This window comes from Rhodanobacter hydrolyticus, from assembly GCF_044904645.1.
Window position 1 is genome coordinate 3720691 of sequence record NZ_JADIKK010000008.1, and the last position, 21280, is coordinate 3741970.

At 63.7% G+C, this 21280-nt stretch carries 10 protein-coding genes; all 10 read left to right on the plus strand.

All coding sequences use genetic code 11. The features are described 5' to 3' along the window. Positions 1-3 precede the first annotated feature (3 nt). Positions 4-2334, plus strand: a complete 2331-nt coding sequence (locus ISP25_RS19275) for an alpha-N-acetylglucosaminidase (protein WP_404616033.1) — start codon at positions 4-6, stop codon at positions 2332-2334. Positions 2335-2450: 116 nt separating this feature from the next. Then, positions 2451-4670, plus strand: a complete 2220-nt coding sequence (locus ISP25_RS19280) for a beta-glucosidase family protein (RefSeq protein ID WP_404616034.1) — start codon at positions 2451-2453, stop codon at positions 4668-4670. A 224-nt stretch (positions 4671-4894) separates the two neighbouring features. Next, positions 4895-6346: a hypothetical protein gene (locus tag ISP25_RS19285; protein ID WP_404616035.1), complete on the plus strand. Its 1452-nt coding sequence runs from the start codon at positions 4895-4897 to the stop codon at positions 6344-6346. Positions 6347-7127: 781 nt separating this feature from the next. Further along, complete coding sequence (locus ISP25_RS19290) at positions 7128-8879, plus strand: alpha-L-fucosidase (protein ID WP_404616036.1); 1752 nt, start codon at positions 7128-7130, stop codon at positions 8877-8879. 6 nt (positions 8880-8885) lie between these two features. Next, positions 8886-10106 (plus strand): metallophosphoesterase, encoded by a 1221-nt coding sequence (locus ISP25_RS19295; RefSeq protein WP_404616037.1) that lies wholly within the window; start codon positions 8886-8888, stop codon positions 10104-10106. Positions 10107-10122: 16 nt separating this feature from the next. Further along, positions 10123-11592, plus strand: coding sequence for a GH1 family beta-glucosidase (locus ISP25_RS19300; RefSeq protein ID WP_404616038.1), 1470 nt, complete (start codon positions 10123-10125; stop codon positions 11590-11592). Next, complete coding sequence (locus tag ISP25_RS19305) at positions 11589-13784, plus strand: alpha-N-acetylglucosaminidase (protein ID WP_404616039.1); 2196 nt, start codon at positions 11589-11591, stop codon at positions 13782-13784. Before ISP25_RS19300 ends, ISP25_RS19305 begins: the two co-directional genes overlap by 4 nt. Before the next feature lie 189 nt (positions 13785-13973). Beyond that, positions 13974-15806: a right-handed parallel beta-helix repeat-containing protein gene (locus tag ISP25_RS19310; protein ID WP_404616040.1), complete on the plus strand. Its 1833-nt coding sequence runs from the start codon at positions 13974-13976 to the stop codon at positions 15804-15806. 553 nt (positions 15807-16359) lie between these two features. Continuing rightward, positions 16360-19479, plus strand: a complete 3120-nt coding sequence (locus ISP25_RS19315; protein WP_192156465.1) for a TonB-dependent receptor — start codon at positions 16360-16362, stop codon at positions 19477-19479. Between the two features lie 155 nt (positions 19480-19634). Then, a complete protein-coding gene (locus ISP25_RS19320; protein WP_404616041.1) occupies positions 19635-21254 on the plus strand; it encodes a tetratricopeptide repeat-containing sulfotransferase family protein in 1620 nt (539 codons plus the stop codon). Positions 21255-21280: the final 26 nt, after the last annotated feature.

Below are 21280 nucleotides of genomic sequence, written 5' to 3' on the forward strand. Positions count from 1 at the left end.
GCCATGCTCGAGCCAAAGCGAAGGTATTTGCTGACTGGGCGAGGAGGTGATGAGCAGCCGACACATCCGCGATCTGCAAAGCTGCATCGCTTTGCCGGCGTCGCTTTGGCGCCGGCGTTGGCCTTGGCCTGCGCACTGTTCTTTGGTTTCGTGCCGCCTACGCGCGCATGGGAAGCCGCAGGGAATGACGATCACGTTCCTCGTGCGGCAGCCAAACTCGCTCCGGCACAGGATGCAGCAGTGCTCGAGGCGCAAGGTGTCATCGCGCGGGAGTTCGGGCAGGAGGCATTGCGGAATGTGCAGCTTGACCTGATCAAGAGCGCGGATCAGAACGACGTCTTCGAATATGAGGCGACCAAAGGCCGCCTCACGGTGCACGGGTCATCCGCCGTGGCGTTATGCAGCGGGTTCTACCAGTACATCAAGCGGAATCATCTCGGCATCGCGAGCTGGTCAGGGAATCGACTCGACCTCGCGCATGGCTGGCCGGACGCGGCACTCGAGCGTGAGAGCTCGCCGTATCGCTATCGCTACTACCTCAACGTCGTGACCTACGGTTACACGATGCCCTACTGGACCTGGGATCGCTGGCAGCGGGAAATCGACTGGATGGCCTTGCATGGAATCAACATGCCGCTGTCGCTCGTCGCTACCGAGGCCATCGGCGAGCGGGTCTGGAAGAAGCTGGGATTGACGCAGAAGGAAATCGACGCCTATTACACGGGGCCGGCGTACCTTCCCTGGGAGCGGATGGGGAACATCGCCGGACTCGACGGTCCGCTGGCTCCCGATTGGAACAAGAGCCAGATTGCTCTGGAACACAAGATATTGGACCGCGAACGGGCGCTGGGGATGTATCCGGTCGTGCAAGGGTTCGCTGGCTTTGTTCCGACGCAGCTGGACCGCCTGCATCCCGGGATAAAGCTGTCCTCGATGGCATGGGCGGGGTTTTCAAAGCAGTACCGGAACCACATTCTCCCGCCCGATTCCCCGCTCTTTTCCAAGATAGGATCGTTGACCATCAAGGAATGGGAAGCCGAATTCGGCAAGGTCCGCTTCTTTCTTTCGGACAGCTTCAATGAAATGCATATACCGGCCAGCACGGAAGCTGCGAAGGATGCACTGCTCAAGCGCTACGGCGCAGCGATCTACCGTTCGATCCGCGATGGCGATCCCGACGCGGTCTGGGTGATGCAAGGCTGGATGTTCGGCTACATGCGCGATGTGTGGACGAAGGATTCGCTGCGCTCGCTCCTGAGCGATGTCCCCGACGACAAAATGCTCATCCTCGACGAGGCCATGGACTACAACGCCAATTTCTGGCGCAACGGCATGGATCGCGATGTCTACGACGGGTTCTGGGGAAAGCAATGGATCGGCGGCTATATCCCGAACATGGGAGGCAAGACCGCGTTCACAGGTGTTCTCGACTTCTACGCTCATGCGGGCAGCGATGCGCTTGCATCGAAGAATCGCGGCAATCTCGTCGGGTTGGGCATGGCGCCCGAGGGCATCGAAAACAATGAAGTGATCTATGAGCTGATTTCGGACACGTTCTGGCAGTCGGGTCCGGTCGACCTCGATGCCTGGATCGCCAATTACTCGTTCGCGCGTTACGGAGCCCAGGACGACGACATCGCGAAGGCATGGCACCTGCTGATCGAAAGCAGCTACGGATCGTTCGTCGACCACCCGCGTTTCATCTGGCAGCTCGAGCCTGGCAGCAGTCGGTCCAGCATCAGCCCGGATGAGAAGGTGATCGAGGCGGCGGAGCATTTTCTGGCCGCGTCAGGCCGATTGAAGGCAAATCCCCTCTATCGGGACGATGCCATCGAAGTCGTTGCCATGGCGGCAGGAATCCGCGCCGACCAGCTGATCAAGCAGGCGACGAAACTTTACGAGGCGCATGATTTTTCCCGTGGAAGAGCCTCCGCGGACAGGGCGTTCGCGATACTCGGGGATCTCGACAGGCTGCTCGCCTCCCATCCGAATCTGCAGTTGAAGAACTGGGTCGATTCTGCAAGGGCCTATGGGGCGACCCCGTCGGAAAAGGACCATGACGAGCGGGATGCAAAGATGCTCATCACGCTCTGGGGCCGCAATGGGGAAATCGACGACTATTCGAGCAGGATGTGGTCGGGTCTGATCGGCGGCTATTACATACCGCGCTGGCGCATGTACTTCGAAAACCTTGCCGGAGCACACAACGACATCCGGGCGTGGGAAAAGCAGTGGGTGCGTTCGGCTGCCGTGGATCAGCCGCAACCCTTTCCGGACCCCATGGAGGCTGCCGGAAATATCCTCGCCCATTTGCGCGATAAGACGCCGGAATAGGCTTCCCTGATGCGGAGTGTGCGCGGCATGTCGAGCCTGTATTCCCCCTTCACGCGAGCACGGCCACGCTGGCACCTTTCATGGCGCAGGTGCCGAGCCGGCATGGGAGCGCCTGCATGACGGTGCATCACTTGCGACGGTCGCTGCTCCGGTGCGGCGTTGGCGCGCTTGTGCTGGCGTGGCTGCCCATGCCGTCGCTGGCGCAGGCGGCGCAGCCCACGGACGCGGATGCGCGCGCAGAGCGCATCGTGCAGAAGATGCCGCCGGAAGCGCTGCATGGCCTGGTGCAGAGCTACTTCATGGGCGGCACGGCGAAGCAGCCGCCCGGCAGCATCGGCGCGGCTGGTTACGTGCCGGCGCTGCCAGCCTACGGTATCCCCGCGCAGCAGCAGAACGATGCCGGCATTGGCCCGAACAATTATCCGGTGGGTTTCGACGCGCGCGGCTGGCCCACCGGCGTGCGTGGCAACGCGGGCGATGCCACGCCACTGCCGTCGACCTTGGCACTTGCCGCCACATGGAATCCCCGTTTGGCCGAGACCGGCGGCAGGATGATTGCGGACGAGGCCCGTGCACAAGGCATCAACGTGCTGCTGGCCGGCGGGATCAATCTTTCGCGCGAACCGCGCAACGGGCGCACCTTCGAATACTTCGGCGAGGATCCGCTGCTGGCCGGCACCATGGACGGCGCGGAGATCCGTGGCATCCAGTCCCGGCACGTCGTCTCCACCATCAAGCATTTCGCGCTCAATGCGCAGGAGACGAACCGCCTCGCGATCAGTTCCGACATCGGGGAGCGCGCGATGCGCGAGTCCGACCTGCTGGCATTCGAGCTGGCGATCGAGCAGGGCCACCCTGGCGCGGTGATGTGCGGCTACAACAAGGTCAACGGCATCTACGACTGTTCGAACGCGCACCTGCTCAACGACGTGCTCAAGCGCGACTGGCACTACCCGGGCTGGGTGATGACAGACTGGGGCGGCGACCACGGCGTGACGGACGCGCTGGCCGGGGTGGATCAGGTCTCGGGCGAGGATTTCACCGGGGATGACAATGGCAAGGGCAATTTCGGCGCGCCGCTGATGCGCGCCATCGCCGACCACACGATTCCCGTGAGCCGCCTGCAGGACATGGCGCGGCGCATCCTGCGCTCGATGCTGGCGAATGGGTTGTTCGATGCGCCGCCGCCGAAGCCGGTGGATTTCGAGGCCGATGCCAAGGTGTCGCAGGACGCCGAGGAACAAGCACTGGTATTGCTGAAGAACGATGCCGCGCAATTGCCGCTGGACGCCCATGTGCAACGCATCGCCGTGATCGGTGGCCACGCCGATGTGGGCGTGCTTTCCGGCGGCGGTTCCGCGCAGGTGTGGCCGGTGCATGGCCCGGCGATCAAGCCGGTGCATCCCGATCTGCACGACAGCGCCTCGCCATGGATCGTGTACGACCCTTCATCGCCGCTGCGGGCCCTGCAGCAGCGTTTTCGTAAGGCGCGCATCGACTACGTCGACGGCGACGATCCCGCGCGCGCCACAGCATTAGCGAAGTCCGCCGATGTGGCCATCGTGTTCGCGACGCAATGGGAGGCCGAGGGCATCGACTTGCCAAACTTGTCTTTGCCTGGGCATCAGGATGCACTGGTCACCGCGGTGGCAGCGGCGAATCCGCATACCGTCGTTGTGCTGGAAAGCGGCACCGCGGTGCGCATGCCGTGGTTGCCGAACGTGGCGGCGGTGTTGGAAGCGTGGTACCCGGGTGCGCGTGGCGGCGAGGCCATTGCAGACGTCTTGAGCGGTCGCGTGAACCCCAGCGGTCGCTTGCCCATCACTTTTCCGCGCGACGAGCGGCAATTGCCGAGGCCGGTCATTGCCGGCGGCGCTTCCGCCGACTACGACGTCGAAGGAGCGGCGGTTGGTTACAAGTGGTTCGACCGACAGAAACTCGAGCCGCTGTTTCCCTTCGGCTATGGCCTCTCGTACACGCGCTTTGTCTATTCGGATCTCAAGGTGAGCACGGGGCCGCGCGTGACGGTGAGTTTCGTGGTGCGCAACATGGGCTCGCGCGCCGGCATGGATACGCCCCAGGTCTACGTCGACATGCCGACTGCCGATGGTGAAGCGCCGAGGCGGCTGGCCGGCTTCGACAAGGTTGATCTGAAGCCGGGTGAGCAGGCGGTCGTGTCGGCGACGATCGATCCGCGGCTTTTTGCGGTGTTCGACGTTGCCGCGAATCGCTGGCGCATCGATGCCGGCCGCTATACGGTCGAGGTAGGCCATTCGTCGCGCGATCTCGCGTTGTGTGGAACCACCGACATGAAGGCGGCGAGCATCGCGCCATGAGCGCGGCCGCTTCCATTGAAAGTGCCGCCAAGGATGACCGCCTGTTTGATCTTGGCGATCAAGGATGATTGCAAAGGTATTGAGTAGTACGGCCAAGGATGGCTCGTCCATTCGAGCTTCGCGATCAAGGATGATCTCAACGATTCGAGAAGTGCGCCACGGATGGTCGTTGTTTGATCCACGCGATCAAGCGCGATCGCAAAAAACTGAGGAGTGTGCAGATCATGGTGAACAAGTCACGCCGCAACCTGCTCAAGGCCACCGCGCTGCTGCCGCTGGCCGCCGCCTGCGACGGCCTGGTCTGGGGGGCTGACGCATTCGCGGTACAGGCGAACTTCGCGTTGGACATGACTGGCTCGGGGCGGCGCGTCGACACCAGCCTCGCCAGCCTCAGCTACGAGACACTGGAACTTTCCGATCCCACCTTCTTCGCAGCGGACAACCACGGCCTGGTGCGCCTGTTCCGCGAGATGAACCCGCACGGCGTGCTGCGCATCGGGGGCAACACCAGCGACGACACCGTGTGGGGCGGCTACAAGGGCAAGATGCCGACCTATGTCCCGCGCAGACACGGCAAGCTGCTGCAGCCGCATGTGCTCAAGCCCGAGGGCCTGGAAGCTCTGGCCGGCTTCGTGCGCGCCACCGGCTGGAAACTGGTGTTCGGCGTGAACCTGCGCATTGGTTCGCCGGAGATGGCGCTGGACCTGGCGCAGACCGTGCAACATCTCGTGGGCGATCAACTGCTGGCGATCCAGATCGGCAACGAGGCGAACAACTACGAGCACGACTACGCCGAGTTCGATGCGGCGTGGGTACCTTATGCCAAGGTGCTGCATGACGCCGGCCTGCCCATCGCCGGGCCGGACACCGGCGCGAACACCGACTGGGTGATCGAGTACGCGAAGCGCCACGCCGGGGAGAACGTCTTCCTCAGCCGGCACTACTATCGCGAGGCGGCGGAGAACGGCTCGATCCCGGACATGCTTGCCGGCGATCCCGGTTTCTTCGGTGAGGTCGAGCAGATCATGCGCGTGGCGGACCAGTACGCGTTGCCGTTCCGCATCTCCGAAGGCAACTCGTACTACAACGGCGGCCGCGACGGCACCAGCAACGTGTTCGCTTCCGCGCTGTGGGGAGCGGATTTCATGTTGGCACTGGCGCAGCGCGGCGTGGCCGGCATGCACTTCCACGGCGGTACGCTGCTCTCGGTGGAAACCTCGCTGGGGCGCGTGGCGAAGGCGCCCACGGGCGGCGACATCGTGGCGCAGCGTGATGCGCAGGCCTCGCGCTACTCGGCCATCGCCGGCAGCCGCGCTCTGGGCTACCAGCAGCGACCTCTGTTCCATGGCATCACGCTGGCGCAGCGCTTCGCCGGCGCGCAGATGCTGCCCGGCCAGCTCGATGCCGGTGGCGCCAACCTCACGGCCTACGCCGCGAAGCAGGGCGATGCGGTGCTGGTCGCGCTGATCAACAAGGACGCGCAGCGCGATGCCTCGGTAGCGTTGAGTGGTTTGCCGCATGGCGCGAAGGGCGAATTGATGCGCCTGCGCGCGCCTGCACTGGACAGCCGACGCGACGTGAGTTTTGCGGCGGATGGCCATGTGTCGGCGGATGCTGGCGGTGCGTGCCGCATCGCGGTGCCCAAAGCCAGCGCTGCCTGGGTGCGCTGGGCGTGATGACCGCCGTGGCTCGGTTGCGCAAGACCGGGTCTTGTCTCCCCTCTACCGCTTGCGGGCATGCGGAGAGGCGCCATGGATGGCGCCAGCTTTGGGGAGCGAGGAGAGGGGTCGAGGGAGAGGGGCTTTTGTTTCTGCTTTCTCGCAAGCGACGAAGCGGTTTCGAGCCGCTGCCGCGGCCCGAGTTACTTTTCTCTGCGTGGCCAGAGAAAAGTAACCAAAAGAGAGGCCACCCCGATGCGGTGCTCTCCGGGCATCCTGCCCTTCGAGTGCGTGAGGCGTGGCCGGGCTTTTCGGCCGGGCTTCCTGCCCGGTCGAAAAGGCATCGCCGTCCATGGCGATGCCCGCTGCGCGGCCTGATCGTCCACGCCTCACCGTCGCATAGGGGCCCCGAAGAGCAGCGTGCTCCTGCGCGCAGAAGCAAAGCGCAGAAGCAAAGCGAAAAGGCGGGATGCCGCGAGATTCGGTTCCTCAGCTCCCAGATACGACGCGGCATGGCGGTGGCAATGGGCGTGTCGCGGGATGTAGTTCCAGCATCCTCGAAACAGCCCGCTTGTAATTCCGGCGGATTAAGCAAGGCCATTTCTTTGGGTCACCTTTCTTTGGGCCAGCAAAGAAAGGTGGCTCGAGCGCTGGCAGGCGATCGAAAGGCCGCCGCAGGCGAGCCAGGTCGCGGAAGTGAAAGGTTGTCGCGAGCAACCAACCCTCACTCCGTCCCTCTCCTCGGACGGGAGGCAAGGGCCCCGTCGATTGCGACGGAAGAAAATTCAAGGAGTGACCGATGAAAACCATCATGCGAACGACGCTGATGCTGGCGCTGACCTGTCTGCTCCCGATGACCACGGTCGCCACCACCCTCAGCGACCAGCCACTGCCGCTGCCCGGCCCACGCCCCAGCGCCGCCACCGTGCAAGCCTGGCAGGCGCGCAAGTTCGGCCTGTTCATCCACTTCGGCCTGTACTCGGAACTGGGCGGCGTGTGGGACGGCAAGCGCATCACGAATGGCTACAGCGAACAGATCCAGTCCTTCGCACCGGTGCCCATCGACCGGTACGAGGCGCTGGCCAAGCGTTTCGACCCGGAGAAGTTCGATCCGGACGCCATCGTCGCGCTGGCCAAGGCCGCGGGCATGAAGTTCATCGTGATCACCGCCAAGCACCACGACGGCTTCGCGATGTTCCACACCGCGCAGGACGACTACGACATCGTCGACGCCACACCGTACAGGCGCGACGTGGTGAAGGAGCTGGCCGATGCCTGCGCGCGTGCGCACATGCCGTTCGGCGTGTACTACTCGACCATCGACTGGCACTGGATGCACGGCCAGTACCTGCCCGACAACGACAACCCGATCACGCCCGCGCAGGCCGATTTCAACGTGGCGCAGATCAGCGAACTGATGAGCCATTACGGTCCGATCAGCGAAGTGTGGTTCGACATGGGCAAGCCCACGCCGGCGCAGAGCGCGCGTTTCGCCCGAACCGTGCATGCGCTACAGCCGCAGACCATGGTGTCCGGTCGCGTGTGGAACCACCAGGGCGACTTCAGCGTGATGGGCGACAACAGCGAGCCGGGCGAGGGCATGGAGAAACCCTGGCAATCACCGGCGTCGATATTCCCCGAGACCTGGGGCTACCGTTCCTGGCAGGTGCGCAATGACCTGCAGGGCAAAGTGCGCGAGAACATCGCGCGGCTGGTGCGCGTGGTGAGCGGAGGCGGCAACTACATCCTCAACATTGGCCCGGAAGGCGATGGCTCGGTGGTGCCTTACGAGGCCGACGTGTTGCGCGGTATCGGCGCCTGGCTCAGGCCGCGCGGCGAGGCGATCTACGGAACTCACGCGTCGCCGTTCAAGAAGCTGGATTTCGGCTACGCCACGGTGGGCGCCCACATGTTGTACCTGTTCGTGGAGAAGCCGCCGGCGGATGGCGTGCTGCATCTGCCCGGCGTGGTCGATACCCGTTTCGGGCAAGGGCACGTGCTGGGCGATACGCAGGCGAGCGTTGGTAGCGTTGCGGTCGATGCGGCGGATGCGAGCGTGAAAGTGAACGGCCTGGCCAAGGCGGGCTACATGCCGGTGGTGGCGATTCCGCTGGCTGGTGCCCTGCATGTGCGGCCCGATGCCGTGGCGCCGGGCGCGGATGGGCGCATGGATCTTGCGGCCGCGCAGGCCGAACATTTCCTCAACTACAACGGCTATGGCTACGACGATCCATCCACCCTCTACAAGCTGCGCTGGCATGCGCAGGCCGGCGCAGGCGATTACACGCTGACTCTGCGCTACCGCGACGCGCATGCGCCGGCGCAATTGGATGTCTGGGTGGACGGCCATCCCCGCACGCTGGCGCTGCCGGCAGGCAAGGGCACCGCCAGCCTGCGTGTGAGCCGCGACCTGCATGCCTTCCCGTATGCGATGCAGGTCGAGCTGACCCCGGTGGCGCCCTTCCACAAGGGCGACAAGCTGCCGGCGGCCATCGAGGCGGTGGAGCTTGCGCCGCTCACGAATCCATCCACGCCGCAACACGGAGGATGAAGATCGATGCCCCATGCACGTTCACCGAGACCATTCCGCCGGGCAGGCATCGGCTTCGTCCTGGCCGGCCTGCTGCTGATTTTGCCCGCACTGGCCGTCACGAAGCAGGCCCAGCTCTCACACGATGACGAGGCGGATGCGCCCTACAAGGTGTGGAACAGCACGCCGGCGATCACCATGCCGCCATTGCTGCTCGACGTCTCCGGCTCGTCGGTGGTGGTGGAGTGGATGACCGACAGCGACAGCGACGGCAGCGTGCGCTATGGGGAGCACGCGCTGGACCACACCGCGGTGGCCGCACGCGACGGTCTGCTTGATGTCGGCGCCTTTCATCGCGTGGTGATAGCCGGCCTCGAACCGGGCCACAGCTACCAGTACCAGGTGGCCTCGCGCCGCGTGGTGGCGGTCAAGCCCTACTGGCCCGAGCGCGGCAACACCGTGCAGGGCGAGACCCTGCGCTTCACCACGCTGGATGCCATGCGTGGCACGGCACGCTTCGCGGTGATCACCGACACGCACGAGAAGGTCTCGCGCATCCACACCCTGCTCGGCGAGATCCGCAAGACGCCCGAGGACTTCGTGGTGCACCTGGGTGACACGGTGAACTGGGCGGCGAGCGAGCAGCAGTTCAAGGACGTGTTCCTCTCGCCCACCGCGGAGGATCTCGGCGGCAGCACGCCGCTGCTCTACGTGCACGGCAACCACGAATACCGCGGCTCGTTCGCGCGTGAGCTGGGTTCGTACCTGCACGCACAGAACGGCCGCTACGACTACGTCCGCGACGACGGCCCACTGCACCTGATCGCGGTGGACACCGGCGAGGACAAGCCCGACGACACCAACGTCTACGCCGGCCTCAACGACCTGCGCGACTACCGCCGCGAAGGGCTGGTCCGCTTTGGCGCGACGCTGGCCGAAGCACGCACACGCAGCGCGCCGTTCACCGTGGTGCTCGGCCACCAGCCGGACTGGGGCTGGACCGGCGGCGACAACGCGAAGTGGACGCAACTGGCCAACCAGGCGCACGTCGACCTGTTCATCGCCGGCCACCTGCACTATTTCAAGCACATCAAGCCCGGCGAGCAGGGCAATGACTTCCCCATCCTTGTCGTTGGGCAGAACCAGGTGGCACGGGTGGAGGCCACCGACACCGCGCTGAAGGTCAGGGTGACGGACAGCAACGGCAAGTTGATCGACGCGTTCACGCTGGCGCGCAAGACCAAATAAACACAGAGGCCCACACATGAATCCCATCCTGACACGCCGGCAATTCACCAAAGCCATCGGTGGCCTCGCGGCGGCATGCGCCATTCCGCTGGCGGCGAAAGCAAGCGCGGCAACCGCCGCCGCCTCGGACGCGCAAGGCAGCGCAGCGAAACGCGTCTTCCCCAAAGGTTTCGTGTGGGGCACCGCCACCGCGGCCTATCAGGTGGAAGGCGCGGTCAAGGCGGATGGGCGCGGCGAGTCGATCTGGGACGTGTACGCACACACACCGGGCAGGATCGTGCATGGCGACACCGCCGACGTGGCCGACGACAGCTACCACCGTTACCCCGAGGACATCGCCCTGATGCGCGGGCTGGGCGTGGGTGCGTACCGGTTTTCGGTGGCCTGGCCGCGCATCTTTCCCGAGGGCACGGGCAAGCCGAACGCCAAAGGCGTGGATTACTACAAGCGCCTCGTCGATGCGCTGCACGCGGCCGGCATCGAGCCGTATTGCACGCTGTACCACTGGGACCTGCCCGAGGCGTTGCAGCGCAAGGGCGGCTGGCAGAACCGCGACACCGCCAAGGCGTTCGCCGATTACGCCGGCTACATGGCCGGCCAGCTCGATGGTCGCGTGCGGCACTTCATGACCATGAACGAGATCAGCACCTTCATCGGCAACGGTTACGGCAGCACGTCGATGGCGCCGGGACTGGGGCTGAAAGGGCAGGCCCTGGAGCAGGCGCGGCACTACGCCTTGCTGGGCCATGGTCTGGCCGTGCAGGCGATACGCGCGGCCACCAACGCGAAGACCAGGGTGGGTTCGGCCGAAGGCATCAATGCAGCCATGCCGGCCTTCGACGCGCCCGAGCACGTGGCCGCCGCGCGCAAGGCCGCGGTGGAGCAGAACGCCGGCTACCTCACCGCCATGCATACGGGGCGCTACACCGACCAGTATCTCAAGACGCTAGGCGCGGACGCGCCGAAGTTCACCGCCGACGAGATGCGCATCATCGGCAGCAAGACCGATTTCCAGGGCCTCAACATCTACACCGGCGATTACTACATCGCGGCCGACAACGAGCGCGGCTACGAGGTCGTGCCGTTCCCCTCGTCCTATCCGAACATGCAGAGCAGCTGGATCCAGTTTGCGCCGGGTGCCATTTACTGGGGGCCGAAGCTGATGGCGGAGGCGCTGGGCATCAGCGACATCTACATCACCGAGAACGGCACCTCCAGCACGGCAGCGCCGGACTCCCAGGGGCGCGTGCTGGACACCGATCGCGTGATGTTCCTGCAGCAATACCTAGCCGAGCTGCAGCGTGGGATCGCGGACGGCGCGCCGGTGCGCGGCTATTTCCTGTGGAGCCTGCTGGACAACTTCGAGTGGAGCCGTGGCTTTTCCGAACGCTTCGGCATCACGTATGTCGATTTCGCCACGCAGAAGCGCACGCCCAAGCTGAGTTCGCAGTTCTACCGCGGCGTGATTGCGAGCAACGCAATATGAAACGACCACTGCAACGATGGTTGGCTTGCCTGCTGCTGGCCTGTGCCGGCGTACCCGCCGTTTTTGCCGCCACGCCGACGAAACCGGCCTTCGACACTGCACCGGCACGCGCGGCGCTGCAGCGCCTGCTGCCGCGCTGGCAGGCGCAGATCACCCTGGAGACGCTTGATCCCTTGAAAGGGCCGGATCGTTTCGTGATTTACGGCACGTCTGGACACATCGTCATTGCAGGCACCACACCGGCGGTGCTGCTTGCCGGCGTGGAAACCTATCTGCATGAAGTGGCGCACGTCGACATCGGCTGGCCGGGCGACAGCCTGTCGCACTTGTCTGCCACGCTGCCGGCGCCCGACGCGCCGATAAAAAGTTGGGTCGCGGTGCCGGACCGCTACGCGCTCAACGACACCGACGATGGCTACTCGAATGCCTATCTCGACTGGCCAGCGTGGGAGCACAAGATCGACCTGCTCGCCTTGCACGGCATCGACGAAGTGCTGATGACGGTCGGCACCGAAGAGGTATATCGCCGCACCTTCCGGGATTTCGGTTACGACGATGCGCAGATGCGCGCGTGGATTCCCGCCACCGCGCACCAGCCGTGGTGGCTGCTGCAGAACATGTCCGGCTTCGACGCGCCGCTGTCGCCGCAGCAGTACGCGCGGCGCGTGGCGCTGGCACAGAAGATCGTGGCGCGCCTGCGCGAACTGGGCATCACGCCGGTGTTCCCCGGTTACTTCGGCACCGTGCCGCCGGGCTTCGCGGCGAAGCATCCAGGCGCAAACGTGGTGCCGCAGGGCAGGTGGGTGGGCTTCACACGCCCCGACTGGCTCGACCCGCGCGATCCGCTCTACGCGAAGGTTGCGGCGGATTTCTACCGCCAGCAGCGTGCGCTGTTCGGCGACAGCTCGATGTACAAGATGGATCTGCTGCACGAAGGCGGCCGCGCCGGCAACGTGCCGGTGGCGGATGCCGCGCGCGGCGTGATGGCCGCGCTGCAGGCCGCGCATCCGGGCGCACGCTGGGTAATGCTGGGCTGGCAGCACAACCCATTGCCGGCGGTGATTGATGCGGTAGACCGTCAACGTCTGTTGATCGTCGACGGTCTGTCGGATCGCTACGACGGGCTGGACCGCGAGAAGGACTGGCACGGCACACCGTATGCTTTCGGCAGCATCCCCAACTTTGGCGGTCATACCACGCTGGGCGCGAATGCAGACGTGTGGCTCAAGCGCTTCGCTGCGTGGCGAAGCAAGCCCGGCAGCAAGCTGCGCGGCATCGCCTGGATGCCCGAGGCTAGCGGCATCGATCCGGCGGCGTTCGCCCTGTTCACCGCGCTGGCGTGGGAGCCGGTGCCCGATGATGAGTCCGCATGGTTCAAGTCCTACGCCGACAGCCGCTATGGCGGTATCGACACGCATGCCGAAGCTGCGTGGCGCATCCTCGCCGAAACCGCCTACGCAATGCCATCCGACGGCGACTCGGAGCCGCAGGACAGCCTGTTCGAGGCGCGTCCCTCGCAGGACGTGTCCACGGCGGCGAGCTGGTCGCCCAGGGCGATGCGCTATGACGCCGGACATTTCGCGCAGGCCATCTGCGAACTGCTGCAGGTGGCACCGGCGCTGCGCGACACCAGTGCCTGGCGCCATGACGTGGTGGACGTGGCGCGACAGACGCTGGCCAACCGTGCCCGCGTGCTGCTGCCGCGGATCGAGGCGGCCTACGCTGCGAAGGATGCCGCACGTCTGCATGCACTCGATACCGAATGGCTGAGCGACATGGCCCTGCTCGACCGCCTGCTCGCCAGCGATCCAGACTTCCTGCTCGGCAACTGGCTCGCGCCGGCACGCGCGGAGGCGGGCAACGAGGCCGAAGCGGCGCAGTTCGCTTACGACCAGCGCGCGATCATCACCGTGTGGGGCGAACGCGAAGGCGCCGACGTGGGTGGCCTGCACGATTACGCCAACCGCGAGCTGTCCGGCCTGGTGAGCGGTTTGTACGAGCCGCGCTGGCGGCGTTTCTTCGCTTCGCTCGAACAGTCGCTGGCCACGGGCAAGCCGCCGGAAAAGATCGACTGGTACGCGATGGAGCATGCGTGGGCGGTCTCGCATGAGGAGGAGCCGGCCACGCCGCAGGGCGACCCGTGGCAGCTGGCGACCGAAGTGACGCAGCGGCTGGGGCTATGCAAGCCGTGAGACTACCAACGAAAGAGGTAATGCTCCATGCATTTGGATGAGTACATGTCGTTTGCGCAAACGTCGCCGAGTGAATCCCTCTCCCTCCGGGAGAGGGTGGCAGCAGCCGGGAGAGGGTTCGGTCGAAGCGAGGCGCAGCGGTGTACCCGAACCCTCATTCCCAACCCATCTCCCGAGGGGAGAGGGGCTTTGCGTCACGGACTTGCGTTTGCTGCGTTGTTGCTGTTGCCGCTCGCATCCCATGCGCAAACCCTGCACGTCGCGCCTGGGGGGACGGCCAACGGCACCTGCGATGCGTCATCACCTTGCACGCTGCAGTCCGCGCAGGCGCGGGTACGCACGTTGCGTGCCCAAGGCCGCAATGACATCACCGTTCAATTGCAGGACGGCACCTATCGCCTGCAACAGCCCTTGCAATTCGATGCCTCGGACAGCGGCTCATACGGCCATTCGGTGCGCTGGCAGGCCGCGCCGGGCGCGCATCCGGTGCTGTCCGGCAGCCAACTCGTGCAGGGCACGCGCAATGGCGTGCTGTGGAGCTTCGCGCTGCCGTCGAATGATGCGCCATCGAGCATCTACATTGACGGCCAGCGCCGCTGGCCGTCGCGCACCGAAGCCTGCCCGCATTGCGTGGTAGATGCGAAGGGCTTGTCGAAAGTGCCGCCGGCGATCCTGCACAGCCTGCGGGTGGGATCGCTGGCGGTGATGCACGAGCGCTGGCGCGACTTCCGCTGCAGTGTGGTTGCACTGGGTCGGGATCGTGTCGACCTTGCGCAGCCGTGCTGGCGCAACGTCACGCTGGACTCCGTCAAGAACGGCTGGTCGGTGGCCAGTCCCGTGGGCAAGTACTACGCCGGCGTGGACTGGTTCGAAAACCTTGCCGGCGATCCGTCCGCCCCCGGTGGCTATACGGTGGATACGGCGCACCACGTGCTGCGCTATCGGCCGCTGCCCGCTGAAGCCGCGCATGCGCCTTCCATCGAGCTGCCCGTGCTCGAACAGCTGCTGGTATTGAACGGCACCCTCAAGGCGCCGGTGCACGACCTGGTGTTCAGCGGCATCACCTTCGCCGGCACCGAATGGCGCAAGCCGGCATCCGCCGATGGCTACGTGCCGCTGCAGGCGGGTTACCTGGTCGACGGCAACAGCCGCGCAGCACTGCCCGACAATGGCGAGGGCATGACGCGCATAGCCAGCGCGGTGGCCGTGGAGGCCGGCCGCGACATCGTGTTCGATCGCGACAGCTTCCAGCATCTTGCGGCGGCAGGCATCGCCCTGGCGGGCGGCACGCACGGCGCGGCGGTGACGAACTCGCGCTTCACCGACATCGGCGGTGGCGGCGTGTTCGCGGGCGATACAGAGGGGCACCCCGTCGACCCGGCCAGCAAGACCTCCGACATCGTGATCGCCGACAACCACATCGACCATGTGGCGCTGGCCTACCGCGACAACGTGGCGATCATGGCCGGCTTCGTCAACGGCCTCGTCATCGCGCACAACACCATCAGCGACCTGCCGTACAGCGGCATCTCGGTGGGCTGGGGCTGGGATTACGAAGGCGAGGCGCCGGTGCAGTCGTCCATCCACATCGTGGCCAACCGCATCGAACGCGTGATGCTGCAGCTGGCCGACGGCGGCGCGATCTACACGCAGGCGCAATCGACGCCGGGCACCTCGTGCGTGGTTCGCAACGTCACCGATATGCGCCACAGCGGCGAAGGCAACGGTATCTACCTCGACGAGCACAGCACGTATTTCGACGTGGAACGCAACGTGGTGCTGGGCGCCTGGATAAGTGCGTGGGCCTCGTGGAGCGGCCACCTGCGCATTACCGGCAACTGGACGGATGACGCAGGGAAACCGCACAACGCCGGCCCCACCAAAGTGTGGTCGCCCAACTTCACTCATCTGATAACGCTGCCGGCTGCGGCGCTGGCGGTGCAGCAGGCGGCTGGTGCGCGCGATCACGCGATTGCACTAGGCCTGCCGATCCATGTCAACAGGATGTGCCCGGCACCTTGAGATCGGCCATGGGTCGAACGGGGTCGATACGAGCCCCGTACTTCGCGACCAGCCATGTCATGAAATCACAAGATGACGAAACCATTGACAAGAGCGTCTTGCATGGTTACGTTACAAAACGTAAGTATATGTAGTATTTTATGCTTACATTTTCATTCGTGGCTTGCGGTCACTTGAGTGGAGTGACCGCAACATCCAATCGATCCGATAGTTGCCGATCAGGCCACTGGGCCGTCGGATGCGCGGTAGGGGAGGGTGTCGTGGCAATTTCAGATGTTCCTCTGGGGAGCTGTGAAGGCTGTCTGTCCGAGAGAGTCGTCCACGTCGAGTGAGATGCCACTCGCAAAGCAAAGCGTGCCCCTGAATCTGCGGAACCAGGCTGTGTCTGATCTCGCCAGCCCACTGGATGCGAGAACCCGGGCATGCGCTTGGCAAACGCGCACGTTGAGCACGTCACCAAAGACGCTACCTCCGTCTATGGCGGTAGTCGGGTGAGGTGCTGGCGCTTGATCGAGATAGCAAGCAGGTTCACCCGCTTGCGGAAGTTGTCCTGATGCCCGTGCTGATGCCCATGTTTCTTTTCTGGCAGTGGGAGCAATCGGCGCTTTTCGACTTTTCTTTGAAGGAGGTGATGAGCATGCGCAAGGCAATGAAGACATCGGGTCGACAGGGAACAGGCGAGCGCGTTTCACTGACGCTTGCTGTGATGCTTGCACTTGGAGCCTCGGGAGTCGCCTCTGCACAATCCGTGACCGGTGGCATATACGGGCAGGCAGCGGCAGGCGAAACCATCCATATCCAATCCGCGACGACGGGTGTGCAGCGCACTGTGGCACCGGGCGCCAACGGTCAATTCATGATCAATGCGCTGAATCCCGGGTCGTACAGCGTTGAGTTGCTCAAAAGCGGGGCCGTGGTCGGAAGGGCTACCGTGGTCGTGCGTGCGGGCATGATGTCGCCCGCCTCGGTGGCTTCGTCCGCAACTGCACCGGTCGGCGGAGAAAAGTCGGCCACGAACCTCGGAGCAGTGCAAGTCAGCGCAACCGAAGCGCCTGAGAAGCAGAAATTCGACATCAGTCCGATCGACGTGAGCACGTCGCAGCTCATCAGTCACTACAGCATGGACCTGGTCAATGATTTGCCCACGGGACGAAGCGCGGAAAGCATTGCGTTGCTCAACTCGAACACCACATACGATTCGCAAACCACCGGAAGCATCGAGATGAACGGCGCGACATCGGCCGAAAACCGTTTTTACGTCAACGGATTCGATGCGACGAACAACAGTACCAACATCGGCAGCTTCAACATACCGGCCGAGGCCATCGGCAGCACGAACACGATAGACGGCAACTTTGATGCATCCTGGTCGAACACGACGGGTGGCATCCTTGCCTCCACCGTGCGTCAGGGCGACAACACCTTCCGGGCCGGCTATTCGATGTATTTCACGCCCCCTACGTCTGCCCTGTTGATGCCAATCGGTCACAACACGTTCAATTCGATAGGCGATTACTACAGCTACCGCACCACGGCGGATCACTATGCGCCGTCGACCACCCAGTACGAATGGGCATCGGGCCCGATCATCAAGGACAAGTTGTTCGTGTTTGCGGAACTTGGCCAGACCATTCCCGCTACAAGCACTACATACGGTGGATATTCAGCCTCGACCAGCAGCAATCGCGATGACAATCAGCTTCTCAACCTGACGTGGAACATCACCAACAACCAGACCCTGGATGTGCTGGCCATCCACGACTCGGGAAGCTCGTTCTCGACCAACTACACCCTCAACACGCCCTATGTCCCCTCGTCGATCGGCGCTTCAACAGGATGGTCGCATCCGGAGAACTGGTCCCATCTGCTGATCGGCGATTACCAGTGGGACATCAGCGACAACTTCAGCATGCATCTGATGGTGGGCAATTCCCAGCAAGGCAGCGTGACGCCATCCTCGAGCAACAGCGGCATCAGCGCGCCCTACGTTTCCTCGACCAATCCCCTGACCCAGGTCACCACGGTCATCGGTCCAACCAGCCAGTTCTTCGTCTATTCCCCGAGCATGGTGACCGAGCACGGCTACAAGGCTGATTTCGACTGGTGGGTGGGGGAGAACAAGATCAAGTTCGGTGCCGAGTATTACCGTGACTTCCAGTCCGGGCAGTGGGGAACCCAGCCCGACGGCAACTACATGTATTACGACCAGCCGGGTGCCGTGCTGGCCAATGGATCCACGGTGTCGAGTACCAACGGCAACTATGTCGAGCAGTATTTCGACAACGAGTGGTTCGCCGTGCGGAGCCACCGGAAGTCCGCCTATGTGGAGGATACTTGGCAGGCGTCGACCAACGTGGTGCTGTATGGCGGCGTCAGGTGGGACAGCAACACCTACACTGATGGCCTCGGCGACCCGGTCATGACCCTGCCCATCTTCACGCCACGTCTGGGCGTGTCCTGGGATGTGGATGGCGACAGCTCATTCAAGGTGGGTGCGAACCTTGGGCGGTATTCGATCGCCATGCCGGCAAATTTCAATGCCGGTATCGGCATGGCGCAACTGCAGTACGAGAATTTCTATACCTACACCGGGCGTGACGGCAACAACGCACCCACCGGGTTGACGCAAATTGGCCCGACGTTCCTGATGAACAACGGACTGCCGGCCACGCCAGATCAGATTGGTGCGAAGAACATCCATGCGCCATACCAGTACGCTGCAAATTTGTACGCGCAAAAAACCTTTTCCGACGGCTGGAGCGGGCTGGGTGTACTTGGTTTCACGGATCTGAAGCGCTTGGTCGAGGATACCTGCGAGGAGGATGCCATTACGGCATACGCCCAATCGCATGGATATCCCAACTACGTTGCGAGCAACGAGGTTCACCAATGCTATGAAGTGAATCCCGGCAACCACCAGGTGCTGATTCGTGATTTTGCCGGCAATGGCGGATTGCAGGAGTTGGACATCCCGGCGTCCGTGCTCGGCATCAAGCCGCCGCTGCACAAGTATTACCGCATGACGCTGGGCCTTACCCATCAGCCCACGTCGACGGCGCATTATTACCTCGACCTCAGCTACACGTTTGCGAGGTCCTTCGGCAATACCGATGGCCTGCTCGATCTGTCGCACCGCGATCCAGGCTACATCGGGCAGACATACGCGTTCTACTACCCGGAGATACAGGTTGCCGGGGATGGCAACCTGTCCGATGACGTCCGCAATACCTTCGTCGCTTCGGGTGCGTACTACTTCCAGAACGGACTGAAGGGGCTGCATGTTGGTTCGATCCTGCGCATGAATTCGGGTGCCCCCATCAGTTGCCTGGGTAGTTATCCGGATGCTTCATCTCCTGCGAACTACAACGTTGGTCCGAATACCTACTTCTGTGACGGTGTGCCCAACAGTCGTGGTTCGATGCGCTTGCCATGGATGTGGACGCTTGGGTTCAGCGTGGGCTATGACTGGAAGATCGGCAACCAGAACAAGCTCAGCCTGAATCTGCAGGTGCAGAACCTGACCGATCACCAGGGCATCAATGACCGTAACCAGACCTTTGATACGGGCCAGATGATCAGCCAGACGCAGGCGGTGCAAAGCGTCAACTACATGGCTTACACCTTGACCGCGCCCCGGACCACATCGCTGATACTGCGTTACCGGTTCAACTAGTGGGCACGTTGCAGGCAGCGCGACTCGAAAGCTGCACAGGCATGACGGCCTGTGCAGTCCAATCCATGTCCTTGGTCAGGGATTTACAGTCAGGGTGATGCCGGCAGGTCGCCTGTCTGCATCGTCTCCGACTCCACCACATCGCGTGATCCTGCATGACCCAAACTCCCGATCCCGGTGTCGCCGCTGATCCACGACTGTCATCTCCGACGGCGGCCCGTCTCTTCAGGCAGGCCACGACCGAGTTCAATCAGCGGCGATTTGCGAATGCGGCGCATGCGTTAACCAGCGTGCTGGCGCTTGCGCCTGACAATCCCACGGCGCTCAAGATGATGGCGGTCGCCAGCCAGCGCCTGGGCAATCACGCTGGCGCCGTCGAATGTTTCCTCAGGACCACCCGGACCTGGCCCGAGGATCCGATGCTGCGGATCGGACTGGGGGTTTCGCTGACCGAACTGGATCGTGGCGACGAGGCGATCGAACAATTCCGCCTGGCCTGCAAGTTGGCCCCGACCTTCGCGGATGCGTGGTATGACCTGGGCGAGGCGCTTGCCCGGCAGAGCTACACGCAGGAGGCGGCGACTGCGCTGCAAAAGGCGCTGGCACTCAGTCCGGATCATCTGCTGGCCAGGTTGTCCCTTGCCAGGGTCTGGACGAACTTCGGTCAGCTCGACGAGGCCGTGAAGGAGTTCCGCGAGGTGTTGCGCCGTGATCCAGGCAATGCCGAGGGTTGGTTCGGACTTTCGTACCTGAATACCGATTGCTTCGAACCCGGCGATTTCGAGCTGCTCGCACGTGCGCTGGAGCGCCCGGGGCGACCCGCCGACGAGCAGGAGCGACTCTGGTTTGTGCAGGCCAAGCTGCTTGAAATGCGCGGCGATTACATCCGGGCATTCGATGCATTCCGGGCCGCAAACGAACTGGGGCGCAAGCGGGTGCGCTGGAACCCTGCTGCCGCGCATGAACGCGCGCAAGCTGTGCTCGGGGCTTTCCAGGGAACGATTCCGTCCCCGTCAGACACCGAATTCGGCCGCGAGGCCATCTTCGTTGCCAGCATGCCGCGTTCGGGGTCGTCGCTGGTCGAGCAGATCCTCGCCTCACACCCGGAGGTGGAAGGTGCCAACGAGATAAAGAACATGGCGCAGGTTCTGGAAGCCGAGACACGGCGCCGGCGCTCGCTGTTCCCAAGCTGGATACCGGATGCCGGCGCGCAGGACTGGTCTCGGCTGGGACACGAATACCTCACGTTGACTTCCCGCTGGCGCGAGACGAAACCACGATTCACGGACAAGAGCCTGGCCAACTGGCTGTTCGCGGGTACCGCGCTGTCCATGCTGCCGGGGGCACGCGTCATCGTGGTCCGACGCGATCCGGTGGAAACCTGTCTGGCCTGCTACCGGCAGTGCCTTGGTTCCATGTATGGCTTTGCCTGCGATTTGGCCGACGCTGCCGACTATTACATCGATTTCATGCGGCTGACGCGCTTCTGGATCCAGAAGCATCCGGATCGTGTGATGGATCTCGAATACGAGGCGCTGGTGACTGAGCCGGATGCCACCATCCGTCGACTGCTGGACTTCTGCGACCTGCCTTTCGACCCTGCCTGCCTTGCGTTCCACAAGACGCGCCGTGCCGTGCAGAGTTTGCCGAGCGCAGTGCAGATTCGGCAGGGCATGCGCTCCGATACTGCCCGGGCAGCGTGCTATGGCAATCAGCTGGATGCGTTGCGCGCCCGCTTGCGGGCGGGCGGTATCCAGCTCGCCGACGATCCATGACAAGAACGTGCTGCGAACCGTGGTGA

What these genes read in the sequence shown, in the direction of transcription:
- ISP25_RS19275 (WP_404616033.1), top strand. Translation starts at nt 4, where the DNA reads ATGCTCGAGCCAAAGCGAAGGTATTTGCTGACTGGGCGAGGAGGTGAT.
- ISP25_RS19280 (WP_404616034.1), top strand. Translation starts at nt 2,451, where the DNA reads ATGACGGTGCATCACTTGCGACGGTCGCTGCTCCGGTGCGGCGTTGGC.
- ISP25_RS19285 (WP_404616035.1), top strand. Translation starts at nt 4,895, where the DNA reads ATGGTGAACAAGTCACGCCGCAACCTGCTCAAGGCCACCGCGCTGCTG.
- ISP25_RS19290 (WP_404616036.1), top strand. Translation starts at nt 7,128, where the DNA reads ATGAAAACCATCATGCGAACGACGCTGATGCTGGCGCTGACCTGTCTG.
- ISP25_RS19295 (WP_404616037.1), top strand. Translation starts at nt 8,886, where the DNA reads ATGCCCCATGCACGTTCACCGAGACCATTCCGCCGGGCAGGCATCGGC.
- ISP25_RS19300 (WP_404616038.1), top strand. Translation starts at nt 10,123, where the DNA reads ATGAATCCCATCCTGACACGCCGGCAATTCACCAAAGCCATCGGTGGC.
- ISP25_RS19305 (WP_404616039.1), top strand. Translation starts at nt 11,589, where the DNA reads ATGAAACGACCACTGCAACGATGGTTGGCTTGCCTGCTGCTGGCCTGT.
- ISP25_RS19315 (WP_192156465.1), top strand. Translation starts at nt 16,360, where the DNA reads ATGCCCGTGCTGATGCCCATGTTTCTTTTCTGGCAGTGGGAGCAATCG.
- ISP25_RS19320 (WP_404616041.1), top strand. Translation starts at nt 19,635, where the DNA reads ATGACCCAAACTCCCGATCCCGGTGTCGCCGCTGATCCACGACTGTCA.